A 16587-nucleotide genomic window follows, 5' to 3' on the forward strand; every position below is an offset into this window, starting at 1 on the left:
CCCTGGGCCTCTTCCCTATTCGCGGGCAGTAGACCAATCCGAAACCGACCACACTTTCACGTATTAGGGTATCGCCGAAAGGTACCCAAAGCGAATCGCCGCATGACCCACGCTTTTTGAAACCCGCTCACCCACGTCTTATTGAGAACCCACTCCTATCTCAAAAGGGAAATGCTTTATATTTAAGGCAGTGTTATCACTACGATCCAAGTCGACCTCTCTCAGCCGCTGGCAGATACTGCTCAGCGTGCTCGGCATGGTCCTGGTGCTGGTCAGTGGAACGCTTTCGGTTACGCACTCTCACGGGAATGCGATCGATGACCACGGAACCTGTAGCCTCTGCGTTTCGGCCCATGCCGTCGCCCAGATCGCCTCGGCTCCGGTCGAAGTTGTCACGTTCCTGACCTATGAGCTTCTCGTACCGCCTACGCCGATCATCCGCCCCCGGACGGTTGTCTTCACGGCTTACTTCACTCGACCTCCCCCTGTTCGCGTCCACATCGTATAGATCGGTTCGATCACCCCCAGACGCAACGGCTCCAACAACCCTCACGGGAAGGCAGTGTATGTACACAACTCTTCAGCGCGCCACAAAGGTGGCGGCTTTCTTCATCGCATCTATTTTTATCCTGGCAGTTTCAGCCTCGGCTCAGTCTGCGGGTAACTCCGCGACCGTCTCTGGTACGGTCACGGACCCTTCCGGCGCGGCGGTTCCCGGCGCAGCCATCGTCATCCAGAACCCCGTCAGTGGTTACAGCCGCAGCACCAGGTCGGACGCCGCAGGCCACTACCAGTTCGCCAACATCCCGCTCAACCCCTACAGCCTTATCACTACCGTTCCGGGCTTCTCTGTTTCGCACAAGGACGTCGTGCTGAAGTCCTTTGTCCCTGTCGCCCTCGACATCACGCTCTCTGTCTCCGCATCTTCGCAGACCATTGACGTCGACGCCGGCGGCGACCTTACCGAAAGCGATCCCACCTTCCACACCGACATCGACCGCGGCAGCTTCGACAAACTCCCGCTGGAGTCTCAGTCTTCCGCGCTCAGCTCACTCGTGACACTGGCATCGCCGGGTGTCTCCGCCGACTCCAACGGTCTCTTCCACGGCCTCGGGGACCACGCCTCCAACTCCTTCTCAGTCGACGGCCAGGCCATCACTGACCAGCAAAGCAAGGTGTTTTCTAACCAGCTCCCAGCAAACGCGGTGCAATCGCTCGAAGTCATCTCTGGCGCTCCCCCGGCGGAATACGGTGGCAAGACTGCGCTCATCATCAATGTCACCACGCGCTCGGGTCTCGGCGTTAACACGCCCACTGGCTCCGTCACTGCGTCCTACGGCACCTTCGGCTCCGCCAATGGCACCTTCGACATCAGCTACGGCGGCGCGAACTGGGGCAACTTCTTCGAGATCGACGCCCTCAACACCGGCCGCTTCCTCGATCCCCCCGAGCACACCGTCTTCCACGACAAGGGCAACGAATTCAACGTCTTCGACCGCGTCGACCGCCAACTTACCCCCGCTGATTCCGTTCACCTCAACCTCAGTGTCAGCCGTTCCTGGTTTCAGACCCCCAACGATTACGACAACCTGAATGTGCAGAATGTCATCGGCCTTGGCGCTACCGCGAATCCGGTCTTCGGCAACGTCGGCAACGCCGATCAGCGCTCGCAGATCCTCACCTACGACATCGCTCCCGGATACACGCATACCTTCGGCAGCGTCTCCGTCTTCAACTTCGGCGCGTACATCCGCCGCGATGGTTACAACTACTATCCCAGCGGAGACCCCCTGGCTGACAAGTCCGCACCGAATCTACAGAACCAGTCGATTGCGCAGCAGCGCTCACTTACCAATGCTGGCATCCATACCGACATCTCGTACGTGAAGGGCCACAACAATATCAAGATCGGTGGCCTCTACTCGCAGACCTTCCTGCGCGAAAACGACACGCTCGGCATCGTCTCCACCTACTTCAATGCTCCCTGCATCGACACAACCGGAGCCGCCGTCGCTGGCTTCAGCGATCCAAGCCAATGCGCTGCGGGGGGCTATGTCTCGAACGGTCCAGCACTCGGCGGCAGCTTCAACTCCGTTCTGCTGCCGTATGACCTCACGCGTGGAGGTGTTCAATACAACTTCAAAGGCCGCACCGATGTGAAGGAGATCGGCCTCTACGCCGAAGATTCCATCAAAGCGGGAGACTGGCTCTTCAACGTTGGCATCCGTGGCGACCTCTATAACGGCCTCACCATCGCTCGTCAGGCTGAGCCGCGTGTCGGCCTCTCTTACACCATCAAGAAGACCGGCACCGTGCTGCGCGCCTCCTACGCCCGCACGCTCGAAACGCCGTTCAACGAAAACCTGGTTCTTTCGAGCGAAGGCTGCGGCAACGCGGTGCTCTCACCGCTGCTCGCGTGCAGTCCTGGCGTCTCTACTACCTTGCAGCCCGGCTTCAAGAACGAGTTTCACGCCGGCCTGCAGCAGACCTTCGGCAAGCACTTCGTCTTCTCGGGCGACTATATCTGGAAGTACACGCACAACTCCTTCGACTTCAGCGTACTCGGCAATACGCCGATCACCTTCCCGATTGATTGGCACAACTCCAAGATTCCCGGAGTCGCCGCGCGTCTCGATGTACCGCAGGTGCATGGCGTCTCGGCTTATGTCGTATTGTCCTCGGTGGCAGCTCGATTTTTCCCACCACAGGTCGCTGGAGCCGGAGCCACCGTTGCATCGGGTAATGGTCCTTACTACCCCTTCCGTATCGATCATGATGAGAAGTTCAACCAGACCACGCACCTGCAGTACACGCTGCCGATCAAGCGCGCCCCCTGGTTCGGATTCAACTGGCGCTATGACTCGGGCCTCGTCGCCGGTTCGGCGCCCTGCTACAACGTCACCGATCCCAATAGCTCCTGCGGTGGCATCAGCATCGCCGGTCAGCCGGGAATCGACCTCAGCGGTCTCACCGCCGACGAGCAGTTCCAGGCAGGCCTTACCTGCAACGGCGTCAAGGCCACGATCGCCAACGGTGGCTTCCAGCAGTGCCTTGCTTCGCAGCTGACCTCAAAGCTACTCAGCATCCCAGCTCCGGGCACCGAGGACGACGACAAGAACCCGGCTCGCATCGCACCGCGCAGCCTATTTGACGCCTCCATTGGCGACGACAACCTGTTCCTGGGCGCACGCTACAAGTGGAGCCTGCGTCTCACCGGCGTCAACCTCACCAACAAATACGCTCTCTACAACTTCCTCTCAACCTTCAGCGGCACACACTACGTAACCCCGCGCGCGCTGAACGCCGAGATCGGCTTCCACTTCTAACCAGTTCCCCTCCCCGGGACAAAGCCGCAACTGCTTGCAGTTGCGGCTTTCATCTTTCATAGCTCTCTTTGGAGATCTCTATGTTTCGACAACCGCTCGCGCCGCTCACTGTCTGCTTATTTCTTCTATCTTCCGGCTCTTCCGGCAAGGCACAGACCCATGCTGTGGACTCCGACGATCCTAGCGTGATCCTGGAGCTTGGAGCCGCCACCAGCTGGAACACGACAGGCGGCGCAGCAACCTTTGCTTCAAACCTCGCTGCTGAAACCACGCCTATCGAAAACTGGCTCGAACTCGAAGCAGGCGTGTCTCCCTTTTACACGCGAAACTCCACCGAATGGGACACCGATCTTCTCTTCAAGAAGCCTTGGACCCTGTCGCCGAAAGCGGAGTTCATGCTGGGCGTCGGTCCCGAATGGGCTTACCTCAAACAGAACGGAAGATCGTCAAACTCTATCGCGGGAGAGGTTGCAGGCGATTTCATGTTCTGGCCGAACGGAAGGCATCGCTTTGGCTGGTATCTGGAACCAGCCTACGACTTCAGCTTCGCCGCTGGTCGTCAGCAATCGATTGGCATGAGCGCCGGTCTGCTTATCGGCATCCACAGAAAACATAGATGACCCCAGAATGCCTCGCTTAGCTGCTCTGCCTATTCCTTGCTCCCTGTCCCCGGCGCTACTTACACTCAGAGCAAAGCCCATAAATGAAAAACTCGTGCCCGGTTGCCCGGAACCCGCGCGGCAGCTTCGGCTTGCTGGCGATGCCACAACCCGGCATTTCAAAAACTTTGCCGCAGGTATTACAGCGGAAGTGGTGGTGATGTCCCTTACCGGCAACCTCATACCGAGCCGCCTCGCCGGGGATCTCGACCGGCGTCAGCCAACGCTCTTCTACCAGCGAGCTGATATTGCGATAAATCGTCGCAATACTGATGCCCTCCACCTGCTCCTGGGCATAGTTCAACGTCTCTTCGGGGGATAATGGCCTGTCCTCAGTGAGGAACGCCGTTCGGATCGCTTCTTTCTGCCGGGTGTTACGAGACTGCACGGAAAAACTCCTTCAAACTGTGGGTTGGAACCCGTCGAACAGCATACGCCAGCGATAGGTATACAGCGCAAGCATTATCAGGAGGATAACGTTTTTCTATGCAGTTGCGCTTTTTGGCGATATTGGCTGGGTAAGAAGCCCCTCGTATAATCTCCACAGAGGCCCCATGCCCACCGTCGGCGACAAGCTCAAACATTTGGAGTCCACACTGACCGCTCTTGGCTCTGTGCTGGTCGCCTACTCCGGCGGTACAGACTCTGCGTTCCTTGCCCACACCGCGCATCGTGTTCTCGGGGACAGGATGCTGGCTGTCATTGCCGACTCGGCCTCGCTGCCCCGCCGTGAACTCGCCGCAGCCCTCACCTTTGCCGAAACCCACGGCATCCCCGTCGAGATCCTCCAGACCGCCGAGCTCGACGACCCCGACTACATCCGCAACGACAGCCGTCGCTGCTTCCACTGTAAGGACGAGCTCTTCACCCGGATGGAGCAGGAGCGCCAGCGCCTCGGCTTCGCGCACCTCGCCTACGGCATGAACCGCGACGATCAGGCCCCCGGCGTGGCCGACTTCCGCCCCGGGCAGCAGGCAGCCGCCGATCACAACGCCGTCGCCCCGCTCGCCACCGCGGACCTCACCAAGCCCGAAATCCGTGAACTCGCCCGAAATGCGGGCCTGACACTCGCCGACAAACCAGCAAGCGCCTGCCTATCCTCACGCCTCGCCTACGGAATCCCCGTCACCGCGCAGCGATTGCTTCAGGTTGAGCAGGCCGAAGATGCGCTGCATGCCCTCGGCTTTCCCCAGGTCCGCGTGAGGCACCATGGCGACCTGGCCCGTATCGAGATCGCCCGTGAAGACCTACCGCGCGCGCTTGCCCTAGAAACGTTGGATGCGATCACCGCAGCACTGCGGCCCCTTGGCTTCCTCTACATCACACTCGACACCCAGGGATACCGCTCCGGTTCCATGAACGACGCGCTGAGCGAGACTCTCATCGCGATCAGTCCTGCAAGCTGATTGCAGACGCGAGACAATAGCCATATGCGCATCGCCTACCTCGACTGCTTCGCAGGCATCTCCGGCGACATGTTTCTCGGCGCCTTGCTTCATGCGGGTGTTCCCCTCGAAGTGTTGCAAGAGGCCACTGCCGCGCTTGGCCTGAACGCCACGCTACGCACTGAAACCGTCGATCGCTCTGGCATCTCTGCGATCAAGGCTCACGTCTTTGAGGCCGACCAACTCGCCGAAACCCCGCACATACATCCCCACACCAGCGAAACAATCCAAGGTCGCTCTCTCACCGACATCCGAGCACGAATCAATGCCGCGCCACTCGCCGAACCCATCAAGGGTTTCGCGCTCCACACCTTCGATTTATTAGGAGAGGCAGAAGCCCGCATTCACAACGTTTCCGTCGACGACATTCACTTCCACGAGGTGGGAGCTGTCGATGCAATCGTCGATATCGTTGCCACCAGTGCAGGCATTCATCACCTGGGCATCGCAGCCTGGCATTCGTCTCCGCTGAATGTCGGAGGAGGTACAGTCGTCTGCGCACACGGCACATTCCCTGTCCCTGCACCCGCCACCGCCGATCTGCTGCGCGGTATGCCCACCTACTCTGCGCACCTCCAGAAGGAGCTCGTCACCCCCACCGGTGCAGCGCTGCTCAAAGCTCTCAACCCGAGCTTCGGTCCTCAGCCAGCCATGATCGTCGACGCCATTGGCTACGGCGCTGGCACCCGCAACCCGAAAGACCTGCCCAATGTCCTCCGCCTTACGCTGGGCTCCTCGTCAGACGCAACGTCCGATACCGTCACCGTGCTTGAAACAGCGCTCGACGATCTGTCACCCCAGTTAATCGCGCACGTTACCGACCTTGCCCTCGCAAAAGGCGCTCTCGATGTAATGCTCACTCCTGTCATCATGAAGAAGGGCCGTCCCGGCACGCTGCTAACGCTGTTATGCAAGCCCGCCGACGCGGCGCTCTTCGAGACCCTGCTCCTGACCGAAACCAGCACCCTCGGGCTTCGCGTTCGGCAGGATAACCGTGCCATCCTCGACCGCCGCCACGTCATCGTCACCACCCCTTACGGAGACATCCGCATCAAGCTCGGTCTCCGCGACGGCATCGAACTGAATGCGGCGCCCGAGTTCGAGGACTGCCGCGCCGCCGCTCTTAGCCACAACGTAGCCCTCAAGCTAGTCCAGCAAGCGGCCATTGCAGCCTACGGCCAAAGCAAGCAGATCCCATGACACGCAACGCCATTCTCCAGCTCCTCGCCGAAGTCGAACGAGGCACACTCAGCCCAGAGGCTGCGTCCGCACGCCTTGCCTCTCTGCCGTTCGAAGACCTCGGCCACACGCGCGTCGACCATCACCGCAGCCTGCGCTCCGGTCTGCCTGAAGTCATCTACGCTGCCGGAAAGACTCCTCATCAGGTCGTCGAGATCTTCACCGCGCTCGCGGCTGACGGCGTCGACGTGCTTGCCACCCGCGCCGATGCGGCCACCGCCGACGCAGTCATTGCGAACTTCCCTTCTGCAAACTACAACCATGCGGCACGCACACTGACGCTCAAGCAGAGCTCTTCACTCGAACTCCGCGGCCATATCGCGGTCCTGTGCGCAGGCACCAGCGACCTTTCCGTTGCCGAAGAAGCCGCCATCACCGCAGAGACTTTTCATACCCGCGTGACACGGCTCTACGATGTCGGCGTCGCTGGCTTGCACCGCCTGCTAGCCGTTCGCGAGCAACTGAGCAGCGCTAACGCCATCATCGTCTGCGCAGGGATGGAGGGCGCGTTGCCTTCGGTCGTCGGCGGCCTCGTCGGCGTACCCGTGATCGCTGTCCCGACTTCAGTCGGTTATGGAGCGTCTTTCGGTGGAACCAGTGCACTGCTCGGCATGTTGAACTCCTGCAGCCCCAACGTGACCGTCGTCAACATTGACAACGGCTTCGGTGCCGCCTACACCGCTGTACTCATCGCGCGCGCTGCCGCCGTCTAAGCGGAAGCATCCACGCCGCATCTGTGTCTGCATAGTCAACCAAGGCGTAGTTTTGCGGTTCGCCACTTGAAGATTAGACTGTCCTAAGCGATAACTCATCACGGCCGGGAAAGCCTCAACTGATTCCTGCGACACCAACGCTGCTGCCGCAGAAGGTCTCTCCCCGGCACTGGAAACAAAGGATTCTGATGGCGCACGCTAGCTTTGCAGGACTTCGGGTGCTCTCCCTTGAGTCCCGACGGGCAAAAGAGATCGAGAAGCTTATCCGCACCTATGGTGGCGAACCTTTCGTCGTTCCCGCCATGCGCGAGGTGTCCCTCGACTCCAACGCTCCGGTATTAGAGTTCGCCAGCCAGCTGATCGCCGGCAAGATCGATGTCGTCATCTTCCTGACAGGCGTCGGCGTGCGCGGTCTCGTGGACATCGTTACTGCCGCGGGCAATCGCGACGCCTTCCTCAAGGCTCTTGGCTCCGTTCGCATCATCTCTCGCGGCCCCAAGCCCGAAGCAGCGCTCCGCGAGATCGGCATCAAGCCCCTCGCCATTGCGCCCGAACCGAACACCTGGCGTGAACTCATCGCGCTGATGGACAAAACGTTCGGCTCAGAACTCGGAAAGCTTCGCATTGCGGTGCAGGAGTATGGTGCCTCCAACCCAGAGCTGCTCGCCGCACTTAGTGAGCGATGTAGCTCCGTTCTCAAGGTGCCTGTCTACAAATGGGAGCTGCCAGAAAACCTTCAGCCTTTGCGTGAGACAGTCCACGGCATCGCGCACGCTCAGGTCGACATCATTCTGTTCACTACAGCGGTTCAGGTCATCCACCTGATGATGGTTGCGCAGGAGATGAACTCGGTTCCCGATCTCATGCGAGGCCTGCGCCATATCGCGGTCATCTCTATTGGCCCCACAACAACTCTCGAATTGCAACACTACGGCATCCAGCCAGACTTCGAGCCTTCGCGGCCTAAACTCGGCTTCCTCGTTAACGAAGCCGCGCAATATGCCGGACAGGTGCTGGAACAAAAGCGCGAACTCGCCTCCGCCATCGGTTATGATCTGCTACCGACTGAGTTTCCACCAGAGCCACAAACCACTGAGCCTGCACCCAAACGTCCCGTGCGCCGTGTAGCCGAATCCACCCCCACAATGGCCGGTTTCACCGATGGCCTAAGCTCCTTCGAGTTCCTGCACGAGATCAGCCGCCGCATCGCCTCCGCCGATCCCCTGCACGCCGTGCTCGACCACATCGTCGGCTTTGTCACCGGCATGATCCCCTGCGACTCCTGCTTCATTTACATCCTTCAGACCGAAAAGTTCTCAGAGAAGGATGCGGATAAGGCAGGAAAAAAGCTCGCCGATAAGCTCGTCCTGCGTGCCTCCAGCAACCCGCACGCCGATATCGTCGATCAGCTTGATCTCTCCGTCGGCCAAGGTATCACCGGCTGGGTAGCCGAGCACCGCGAACCCGTGGCCATCAGCTCCAAGGCATCCGAAGATCCACGCTTCAAGCCCTTCAAAAATCTGCCCGAAGATACCTTTGAGGCTATCCTCTCCACGCCGATTCTTTGCGCCAACAAGATCGTCGGCGTCATCAACCTTCAACACCGCCTCAGCTACGAGCACAAGGCTTCAGAGGTACAGCTCCTCAGCACGATCGGATTCCTTGTTGGCGCGGAGATTGAGCGTGCCCGACTTGAGAGCGAGAATGTGCAGTTGGCAGACCGCCTCGAAACCCGCAAGACCGTCGAGCGAGCCAAAGGCATCCTGCAGCGCGACCTCGGTCTGTCGGAGTCGGAGTCTTACATGCTGATGCAGCGCGAAAGCCGCCAGCGCAGACGCTCCATGCGCGAGATCGCTGAAGCACTTCTGCTCGGCGATGAGCTGAAGAAGCTCAAGGCGTAGGTCAGCATTCCCTCTGGGAGTCGTCACAATCTCCAGCTCAAATAAGAGCGGCCTCCCGAAGGAGGCCGCTTTAGTTGTTGGCAATACGTTTGGGCTAGAAGATGATCTTCGCGCCGAACTGAGTGTTGAAGGCCTCTCCTGCACCGATGCCAGGAGCACCGTTGTAATCGCCGATCGTGTCGTAAAGCGCTGAGCTGCCGCCTACGGAGACCGAAGGAGGAGCAAAGTTGATGCGGTTGAACGCGTTGAACATCTCGGCGCGAAGCTGGAAAACGACCCGCTCCGTGATATGGGTGTTCTTGAAGACCGAAATGTCCACGTCACTAAATCCCGGCGCATAGAACTGGTTACGCCGGGTGGTGCCGTAGGTTCCAGGAGCCGGATCGGCGAAGGCGCTCACATCAATCCAATTAGTGCCTGTAAGCGACCCACTCACAGATGACACGCCTTGACCCTGATAGCCCGTGCGCGCCGGTTTGATCTGCACGGCACGGTCCGTGCCCTCGGTTGTACCGCTGATATCACCAGAGGCGTAGACGGTGAAAGGCTGGCCTCCGTGGAAGTTCATCAGAGTGTTGATCTGCCATCCCTGAGTCAGAGCACGATGACTTGCGCTTCCGGGGATCTCATAGCTGATGAAAGTGGTGGACGCATTACGCGTGTCGAAGTCCGAGTTTGAGTAGTCGCCCTTGAAGTTACGGCTATCCTGCGGCAGAGCGCCGCGGTAGGCAGAAACTTCATCCAGATTGTGCGACCAGGTGTAGACCGACGACGCGGAGAGATGGTGCCAGTTGTTGATACGAAGTGTGGCCTGCAACGAGTTGTAGTTAGACGTCCCCGCGCTCTCCACCTGATTGATGTTGTTGTACTGGGGGTAGGCTCCGAAGAACGGACGTGCTTGCTGTTGTGCCAATGCGGTTGCATAGGCACCCGGCGTGTTTTGGTTGATATCGAGCAGGCTTAGGAGATGACGTGCCGAGGAGCCGACATAGCCGAGTTGGAGAACGACATTGTTCGTGAGTGTCTGCTCGATGTTGATGTTGTAGTTCTCGTTATAGGAGGGGCGGAAGTTGGAGTCGATCGAGAAGACGCCACAGGGCGAGGTTGCCTTGCACGGATAGGAGGTTGTGGAAGGAAAAATTGCTTGCCCTTGAACGATCTGCGTCTGCGAACCACCGTTGGCCGACACCGTATACACAGGATCGGGTCCGCCAGGATTGCCCTCTACACCGTTCGGCGCGCTGTTGCCGGGGCGGTTGTCGAGGAAGGGGTTGAGGTTAGGCGTGTCCTGATAGAAACCAAAACCCGCCCGCAGCACAGTAGTCGGTGAAATGGAGTAGCTCGCACCGATACGCGGGCTAACACCCTTGTGATACGGGTTGTAGATGCTGTTGATCTGCTGACCAAGGAAAGCAAGCCCGTTCGTTGTGGTGTCCGCTGGCCGGAACACAGAGATATCGTGATAGGGCTCGTGGAATGGACCCTCGTAGTCATAACGAGCGCCATAATTGATGTTGAGCTTCGGCGTTACCTGCCAGGCGTCGCCAGCGTTGATGAACCATGTGTTGACGAAGACCTGGCGCTCCGGATCGCCGATGGCGATGGATGCAGCCGCTGTCTGCCCGGCGAGGAAGTCTGCGAGTGCACCTGCGTAACCTGCACCTCCTACGCGGGAGCCGTCAAACGTGAATGATCCTACAGAGTGACGCTTGTAGAACTCATCCAGCTGGGCTTGGCGGAATTCACCACCAAAGCGCATCTGGTGCTTTCCAACGACCCAGGAAAGCTGATCGGTGAGATGGCCTGTGATGTCATTACGTCCCTCAGGAGGCGTCTCTCCGACGACGTCAAACTTTGTACCGGTACTCCCGATCGTAATGTTCGGTGCATTCGTGTAGGGAGCACCCGTGTCAAAGCCAAGTGCCTGCACGTTGTAGTGTGTGTTGAAGTCATCGAAGACCTGGTTGAAGTAATTCACGCCGATTAGAAGTTCGTTTGAAATGGACGAAGAGATAAGGCGGTTGTATACGATCGCAATGTTGTGCACATGCAAAGGAGCCACTTCATAGTAGGAAAGCAGTTGCGACCCCACCGGAGCCACCTGGTTGCCCTGTCCGGTAAACCAGTGAGCGCTGATATTGTCCTTGGAGGTCGGATGCCAATCAACCTTGGCCAGACCGTTCCAGCTATAGCCGTACTCAGGGTCGCTGGAATGGAAGTTGTTCGCAACACCTACAGTGTCTTGTGCAAGGACGCTGGTCCCCCAAAGCGTGTTGAGCAGGTTTTGCATCACCGGGAGGACAGGAATGTTCTTTGCAGCAAGAATCGCCTTGGCCTGGTTCTGCCACCCGACTGAAGGCTCCGTCGCGGTACCCGATTCTCCGATCACAAAACGCTGGTGCTCAAATGTCAGGAAGCCAAAGAGTTTGTCCTTGATAAACGGGCCGCCCACTGAAAAGCCTGTGTTGTAATTGCGGACCTTCTGCTTCGTGGGTGAGAACGGGCTCTTTGCGCCAAACAGTTCATTGCGGTTGAAGTAGTAAACCGTGCCGTGCAGTTGATTGGTACCGGAGCGAAGGGTGAGATTGATGGTGCCGCCGGGGTTGCGACCACCCTCAGGCCCCGCCTGCGTCTGTGCTGAAAACTGGTCCACCGCATCCAGCGGCAAAATGATACCGGCAATACCAGAGACACCGCCCTGGTTCACGGCAGGAATGTTATGCCAAAGGTCGTTGTTGTCAACGCCGTCGATCTGCCAGTTCATCTGGTTCGCACGGGTACCATTCAGCGAACCATACCCACCGCCTGAATATCCGCCATAACCGGGCGTCAGCTGAATCATCTGTGTAAAGTCGCGGCCATTCAACGGCAAGTCAGCAACAATCTTAGCTGAAAGGACGGTGGTCTGCGTCACGGTCGTAGTGTCAAGCGCCAGCCCCGCAGCATCCACCTCTACAGTCTGTGCCGTGGAAGACACAGTCATCTTTACCGGCAGGGAATAAACAACACCCGCGTCAACTGGGATCTTGTCGTACTTCGCAATTGCAAATCCTGAAAACTCGACGCTGACCGAGTACGTACCCAGAGGGAGATCCTGAAAAAGGAACTCGCCTCCCGAAGAACTGACAGTCTTATGCGCAACCGCTGTGCTGACCTCCGTTGCTATAACGCTTGCGTTCGCGATGACTGCGCCCTGCGCATCGGTCACTGTGCCGTTGATAGCACCGCGGTAGGTCTGGGCATGAAGAGCGGTGAAAGTGAAGGTAAGAAGAAACACTAAGCTTGCAAAGACACGAAGGCCTCTGCCTGGCAGCTGAAACATAGAAGTCCACCTCACAAATTGTTGGGTGTTACAAGTCAAGTTCTCGCCCGCTTCATGGCGGGGAGATACACGTAGGCCCTGCCGAGATGCCGAAGCCTCTCAACGACCAGATAGATTTCCCAGGGGACTCGTGAACCGCCCAGAGGGTCGACATCAAGGTCAACCGTGCAGTTCAGAGTGAAGATCGGCGTGCGTCTGTTTCGGTTACGTTACGGTGAATGCGTAAGGATTGCAAGCAGAAAAGATGATTGAAGTGATCGAAGGACGATCCCGTCGTGCGTTTGCAGTACACTTTCCAATCATGCCTCCTGCTATCGCCGCCTCGGGCCTTACACGCGTCTTCAATGGATTCACCGCCGTCGACCATGTCGATCTCTCTGTCGAACCAGGGCAGTTCTTCGGCTTCCTCGGCCCCAACGGCGCAGGCAAGTCCACCACCATCAAGATGCTCACCGGCCTGCTCGCTCCCACCGCTGGCACGGTGCAGGTCTTGGGCCAGGACCTCTTCACCAATCCCGTCGAGGTGAAGCGCCACATCGGCGTCGTGCCCGAAGGCATGGCCCTTTTTGGCAAGCTCACCGCGACTGAGTACCTGCACTTTGTAGGCCGCATGTATGGGCTCGACAAGCCCACGACCGCACAACGAACCTCAGAGCTGCTGGAGTTCATGGGTCTCGCCAACGAGCCGAAGAAGCTCATCGCCGATTACTCGCACGGGATGGGCAAGAAACTCGCTCTGGCCGCCGCTGTCATCCACGGCCCCAAGGTGCTCTTTCTCGACGAACCCTTTGAAGGTGTGGACGCTATCGCCGCAAACACGCTGAAGACCATGCTGCAGAGCATGATCGCTCGTGGCGCCACCATATTTCTCACCTCGCACGTATTAGAGATCGTTGAACGGCTCTGCTCGCATATCGCCATCATCCACCGCGGCCATATCGTAGCCAACGGCTCGCTCGATGAACTCCGCGCAGGCGTGCAGGCGCGTCTGGCACCCGCCGCAGACGGCGCGCCCGCAGACCCCGCGAAGGTGCTCACGCTCGAACAGATCTTCCTCAATATCGTTGGCACCGAATCCGGCATGACTAACCCCGAACAGGAACTCAACTGGCTTAGCTAAGCGCCGCCGCCCTTTCATTGTCATTCCCGCAGGGAATCTGCGTTCTCAGGATCACCGCCATGACCACCGACACCAAAACTCCCCGCTGGACCGCCACCCAGACCCGCGAGCAGTTCCTCGCCATCGCCTGGCTCCGCTGGCGCATCCTCGTCAACGGCTTCCGCCGCAAGGGCGGCACTGGCGAGCTCATCGGGCGCATCTTCCTTTATCCGGTTCTCGCCGGCTTCGCTATTGGCCCCAGCATTCTCGTTGGCGGCGGCGCTGGCTATTTCACTCACATCCAGCAACTCGACCACATCTCCTGGCTTCTCTGGGGAACCTTCGCCTACTGCACGCTGCTCAACATCCAGCTCGGCCAACCGGGTTCGACCTTCGACCCCACCGAACTTATCCGCTTCCCTCTGCGCGTCCGCGACTATATCTCGATTCGCCTCTGCTTTGGCCTGCTCTCCCCCGCCAACGTCATCGGCACGCTCATGTCCGCGTCCATCGCGATCGGCATCATCGTCTCAGCGCCTGGCCTCTGGCTTTATGCCATCGTGGCGCTCGCCATCTTCGCGGCAGCAAACGTCCTGTTTTCGCGAATGATCTTTGCGTGGGTCGATCGCTGGCTAGCCACCCGCCGCGCCCGCGAGGTCTTCACGGGTCTCATCTTTGCTTTCTCCATTGCAGTGCAGTGGGCCAACTTCACCTTCAATCCCGCTTACAGCCACGGACACGCCAGCCACATCTCGCCACAGACGCTCGCGCTCGGACTCAGTATCGTTCACCACGTACAGCCGTTTCTCACCTGGCTGCCGCCGCAGCTCGTAGCCAGCGCACTCGTTGCCGCGAGTAACGCTTCCATCAGTCTTTATTCGGAGCTCACCCTCGCCTGCCTGCTCTACGCCATCGTCTTCTATATCGTCTTCGCGCTCCGCACACGCACCGAGTTCCGAGGTGAAAACCTCTCTGACGCTGCCAACTCAGTCTCCAAACCCACGAAGAAACTCGAGCCTAGATCGGCAGTCGCCACCACCTTCAGCACAAGTGCTACTCCTGCCCGAAACCCCTTCGGGCTTTCCTCACCCGTCATCGGCATCCTGGAAAAAGAGTTTCTCTACACACGTCGGCACACCGGGATCCTGTACGGCCTCGTCATGCCGATCGTCGTGGTCCTGTTCGTCGCGTTCCGATTCGCCAACCACGGCAATGTCACGTGGGTCTTTCCCGCCGTAGTCGCCTACTGCATGTTGGCTGTCAGCAACTTCAGCTACAACGCCTTTGGGCTCGAAGCCACTGGCATCCAGTTCTACTTCCTCGCGCCCGTCCGTATGCGAGATGTCCTGCTCGCGAAGAACATCTCCAGCTTCGCCACCGCGCTAATTGAAGTCGTTCTGATCTTCCTCGTCGTCAGCTTTGCCGCGGGCGTCCCACAACTCGACGTTGCCCTCGCCACGGTCCTCTGGGCGACCGCCACTCTGCTGATAACGACGCTCGTCGGTAACCGTCGTTCCATCGTGGCACCAAAGAAGGTCGCCATGGGCAAGATGGCCAGCAAACAGGTCTCACAACTTAGCGCACTCATCAGCATGGGCATTCTCAGCGGCTCGATGGTGATCGCAGCCATCCCTGCGGCTATCGCTTACTACATCCACCACACCTGGATACTGGTCCCCTTCGCGGTGCTTTACGTCGTCGCAGCTGCCTTCTTTTACGAACGCAGCCTCCGCTCCATCGACCGCTACGCTCTGATGCATCGGGAAGAGCTCTTTACCGAACTCTGCAAAGCTGTCTAATTCACCACGCCAATAAGACTCATCATCCTGCCGGTAACGCCTTGCTCCGCGCGATGGCTGAAGTATGCCCGCCGTCCTTGCGCATCCCGCGCACAAGCAGAGCACTCCGCTACAACCGTTACGTCCCGCACACCAGCAGCCATCAGTTGCCGCCGGTTGGCCTCTTGCAGATCCACATGCAGCTGCTCCTCTTCTCGAAACAGCTCCTGCGCATACGAAAACTCCTGAGAGAATCGCTCCCGCACCTCTTCACCCACAGCAAAGCAGCATTGCCGAATCGAGGGCCCAACCGCAGCCACCAGATCTTCAGGTTTCGATCCGAACTCCGCCGCCATGTGCGCCACGCCCACCTCTGTCATGCGAGCCACCGTCCCCCGCCACCCTGCATGGAACGCTCCGACAGCCCGCTGCCGCGTATCTGCTACCAACACCGGCACACAGTCAGCCGTCTGAGCCCCCAGCATCCATCCGGCTTCGGAAGTAATCAACCCGTCACTTTCCAGCACGGCCTTCCCTTCAGGCGTCGCCAAAGGCATCCCACTGCGCGTCACTACCTGCACCCCCACTCCATGCACCTGGCGCATGGTAACCAACTCAAAATCTTCATCCCCGGCCACAGCTCTCACCAGTCGCTGCCGATTCTCACCGACCGCCGCCGGATCGTCCTCTTTCGTCCAGCCAACGTTCAGCTGCCCCGGCGCGCCATACACCGCCGTCACACCGCCCCATCGACCGCTAAAGCCAGCTTGCAGCCACACGTACTTCTCCCATCCAGAAACCTTCACCACCGAAACCATCTCACGACTCATCCCAAAATCCTACGCTGCGATTCTCCACGCCATTCCGCAAACCGGTTCGGTGAGGTTAACGAGAAAGGCCCCGCTTTCGGGCGGGGCCATGAGAGGCTTAATTGGGGAGGGGGAGGGTATGAGGAAAAATTGAGGTCACCCAAAAATAGGGTGAAAATTAGGAAGGTGTTACAGATAGGACAAAGGTGGAAAAGCCTCTCGATTACTCAATTAGACTCCATTCCGGCCCTGAGGTTGCCACCTTTCCTTCATAATTTTAAAAGGAGTTGACTAAC

The 16587-nt window shown here is 58.8% G+C and carries 12 protein-coding genes; 9 read left to right on the forward strand and 3 right to left on the reverse strand.

Features of this window, described 5'->3' with window-relative positions; translation table 11 throughout:
• The first annotated feature begins 190 nt into the window (after positions 1-190).
• From OHL14_RS08660 to OHL14_RS08670, 3 genes are all read left to right on the forward strand, one after another.
• Positions 191-508, forward strand: coding sequence for a hypothetical protein (locus OHL14_RS08660; RefSeq protein ID WP_263378943.1), 318 nt, complete (start codon positions 191-193; stop codon positions 506-508).
• A gap of 58 nt (positions 509-566) precedes the next feature.
• On the forward strand, positions 567-3326 hold the full coding sequence (locus tag OHL14_RS08665) for a TonB-dependent receptor (RefSeq protein ID WP_263378944.1): 2760 nt from the start codon (positions 567-569) through the stop codon (positions 3324-3326).
• Positions 3327-3406: 80 nt separating this feature from the next.
• Positions 3407-3946, forward strand: coding sequence for a hypothetical protein (locus OHL14_RS08670; RefSeq protein ID WP_263378945.1), 540 nt, complete (start codon positions 3407-3409; stop codon positions 3944-3946).
• Positions 3947-4001: 55 nt separating this feature from the next.
• Here OHL14_RS08670 and OHL14_RS08675 read toward each other — a convergent pair whose 3' ends face one another.
• Positions 4002-4373 (reverse strand): Fur family transcriptional regulator, encoded by a 372-nt coding sequence (locus tag OHL14_RS08675; RefSeq protein WP_263378946.1) that lies wholly within the window; start codon positions 4371-4373, stop codon positions 4002-4004.
• 166 nt (positions 4374-4539) lie between these two features.
• Between OHL14_RS08675 and larE the strand changes: the two genes are divergently transcribed.
• The 4 genes from larE to OHL14_RS08695 all read left to right on the forward strand — a co-directional run bounded on the left by larE (position 4540) and on the right by OHL14_RS08695 (position 9283).
• On the forward strand, positions 4540-5391 hold the full coding sequence (gene larE, locus OHL14_RS08680) for an ATP-dependent sacrificial sulfur transferase LarE (protein ID WP_263378947.1): 852 nt from the start codon (positions 4540-4542) through the stop codon (positions 5389-5391).
• A gap of 24 nt (positions 5392-5415) precedes the next feature.
• The gene (larC, locus tag OHL14_RS08685; RefSeq protein ID WP_263378948.1) at positions 5416-6630 is read left to right on the forward strand and encodes a nickel pincer cofactor biosynthesis protein LarC; all 1215 of its coding nucleotides are present in this window, start codon (positions 5416-5418) and stop codon (positions 6628-6630) included.
• Positions 6627-7382 carry a nickel pincer cofactor biosynthesis protein LarB gene (gene larB, locus OHL14_RS08690; protein WP_263378949.1) on the forward strand — a complete coding sequence of 252 codons (756 nt, stop codon included), beginning with the start codon at positions 6627-6629 and terminating at the stop codon, positions 7380-7382. The genes larC and larB overlap by 4 nt, the downstream gene beginning before the upstream one ends.
• Positions 7383-7570: 188 nt before the next feature.
• Positions 7571-9283: a uroporphyrinogen-III synthase gene (locus OHL14_RS08695; RefSeq protein ID WP_263378950.1), complete on the forward strand. Its 1713-nt coding sequence runs from the start codon at positions 7571-7573 to the stop codon at positions 9281-9283.
• A 94-nt stretch (positions 9284-9377) separates the two neighbouring features.
• Here the strand turns inward: OHL14_RS08695 and OHL14_RS08700 are convergent, their stop codons facing one another.
• Positions 9378-12605 carry a TonB-dependent receptor gene (locus OHL14_RS08700; protein WP_263378951.1) on the reverse strand — a complete coding sequence of 1076 codons (3228 nt, stop codon included), beginning with the start codon at positions 12603-12605 and terminating at the stop codon, positions 9378-9380.
• Between the two features lie 301 nt (positions 12606-12906).
• Between OHL14_RS08700 and OHL14_RS08705 the strand changes: the two genes are divergently transcribed.
• Together OHL14_RS08705 and OHL14_RS08710 are read left to right on the forward strand one after the other, a co-directional pair.
• Entirely contained in the window at positions 12907-13725 is an 819-nt protein-coding gene (locus OHL14_RS08705) for an ABC transporter ATP-binding protein (protein ID WP_263378952.1), read from the forward strand.
• A 59-nt stretch (positions 13726-13784) separates the two neighbouring features.
• Positions 13785-15503, forward strand: coding sequence for a hypothetical protein (locus OHL14_RS08710; protein WP_263378953.1), 1719 nt, complete (start codon positions 13785-13787; stop codon positions 15501-15503).
• Here the strand turns inward: OHL14_RS08710 and pgeF are convergent.
• A complete protein-coding gene (pgeF, locus tag OHL14_RS08715; RefSeq protein WP_263378954.1) occupies positions 15500-16312 on the reverse strand; it encodes a peptidoglycan editing factor PgeF in 813 nt (270 codons plus the stop codon). The genes OHL14_RS08710 and pgeF overlap by 4 nt on opposite strands.
• Positions 16313-16587 lie beyond the last annotated feature (275 nt).

This window comes from Granulicella paludicola (assembly GCF_025685545.1).
GTDB lineage: Bacteria > Acidobacteriota > Terriglobia > Terriglobales > Acidobacteriaceae > Granulicella > Granulicella paludicola.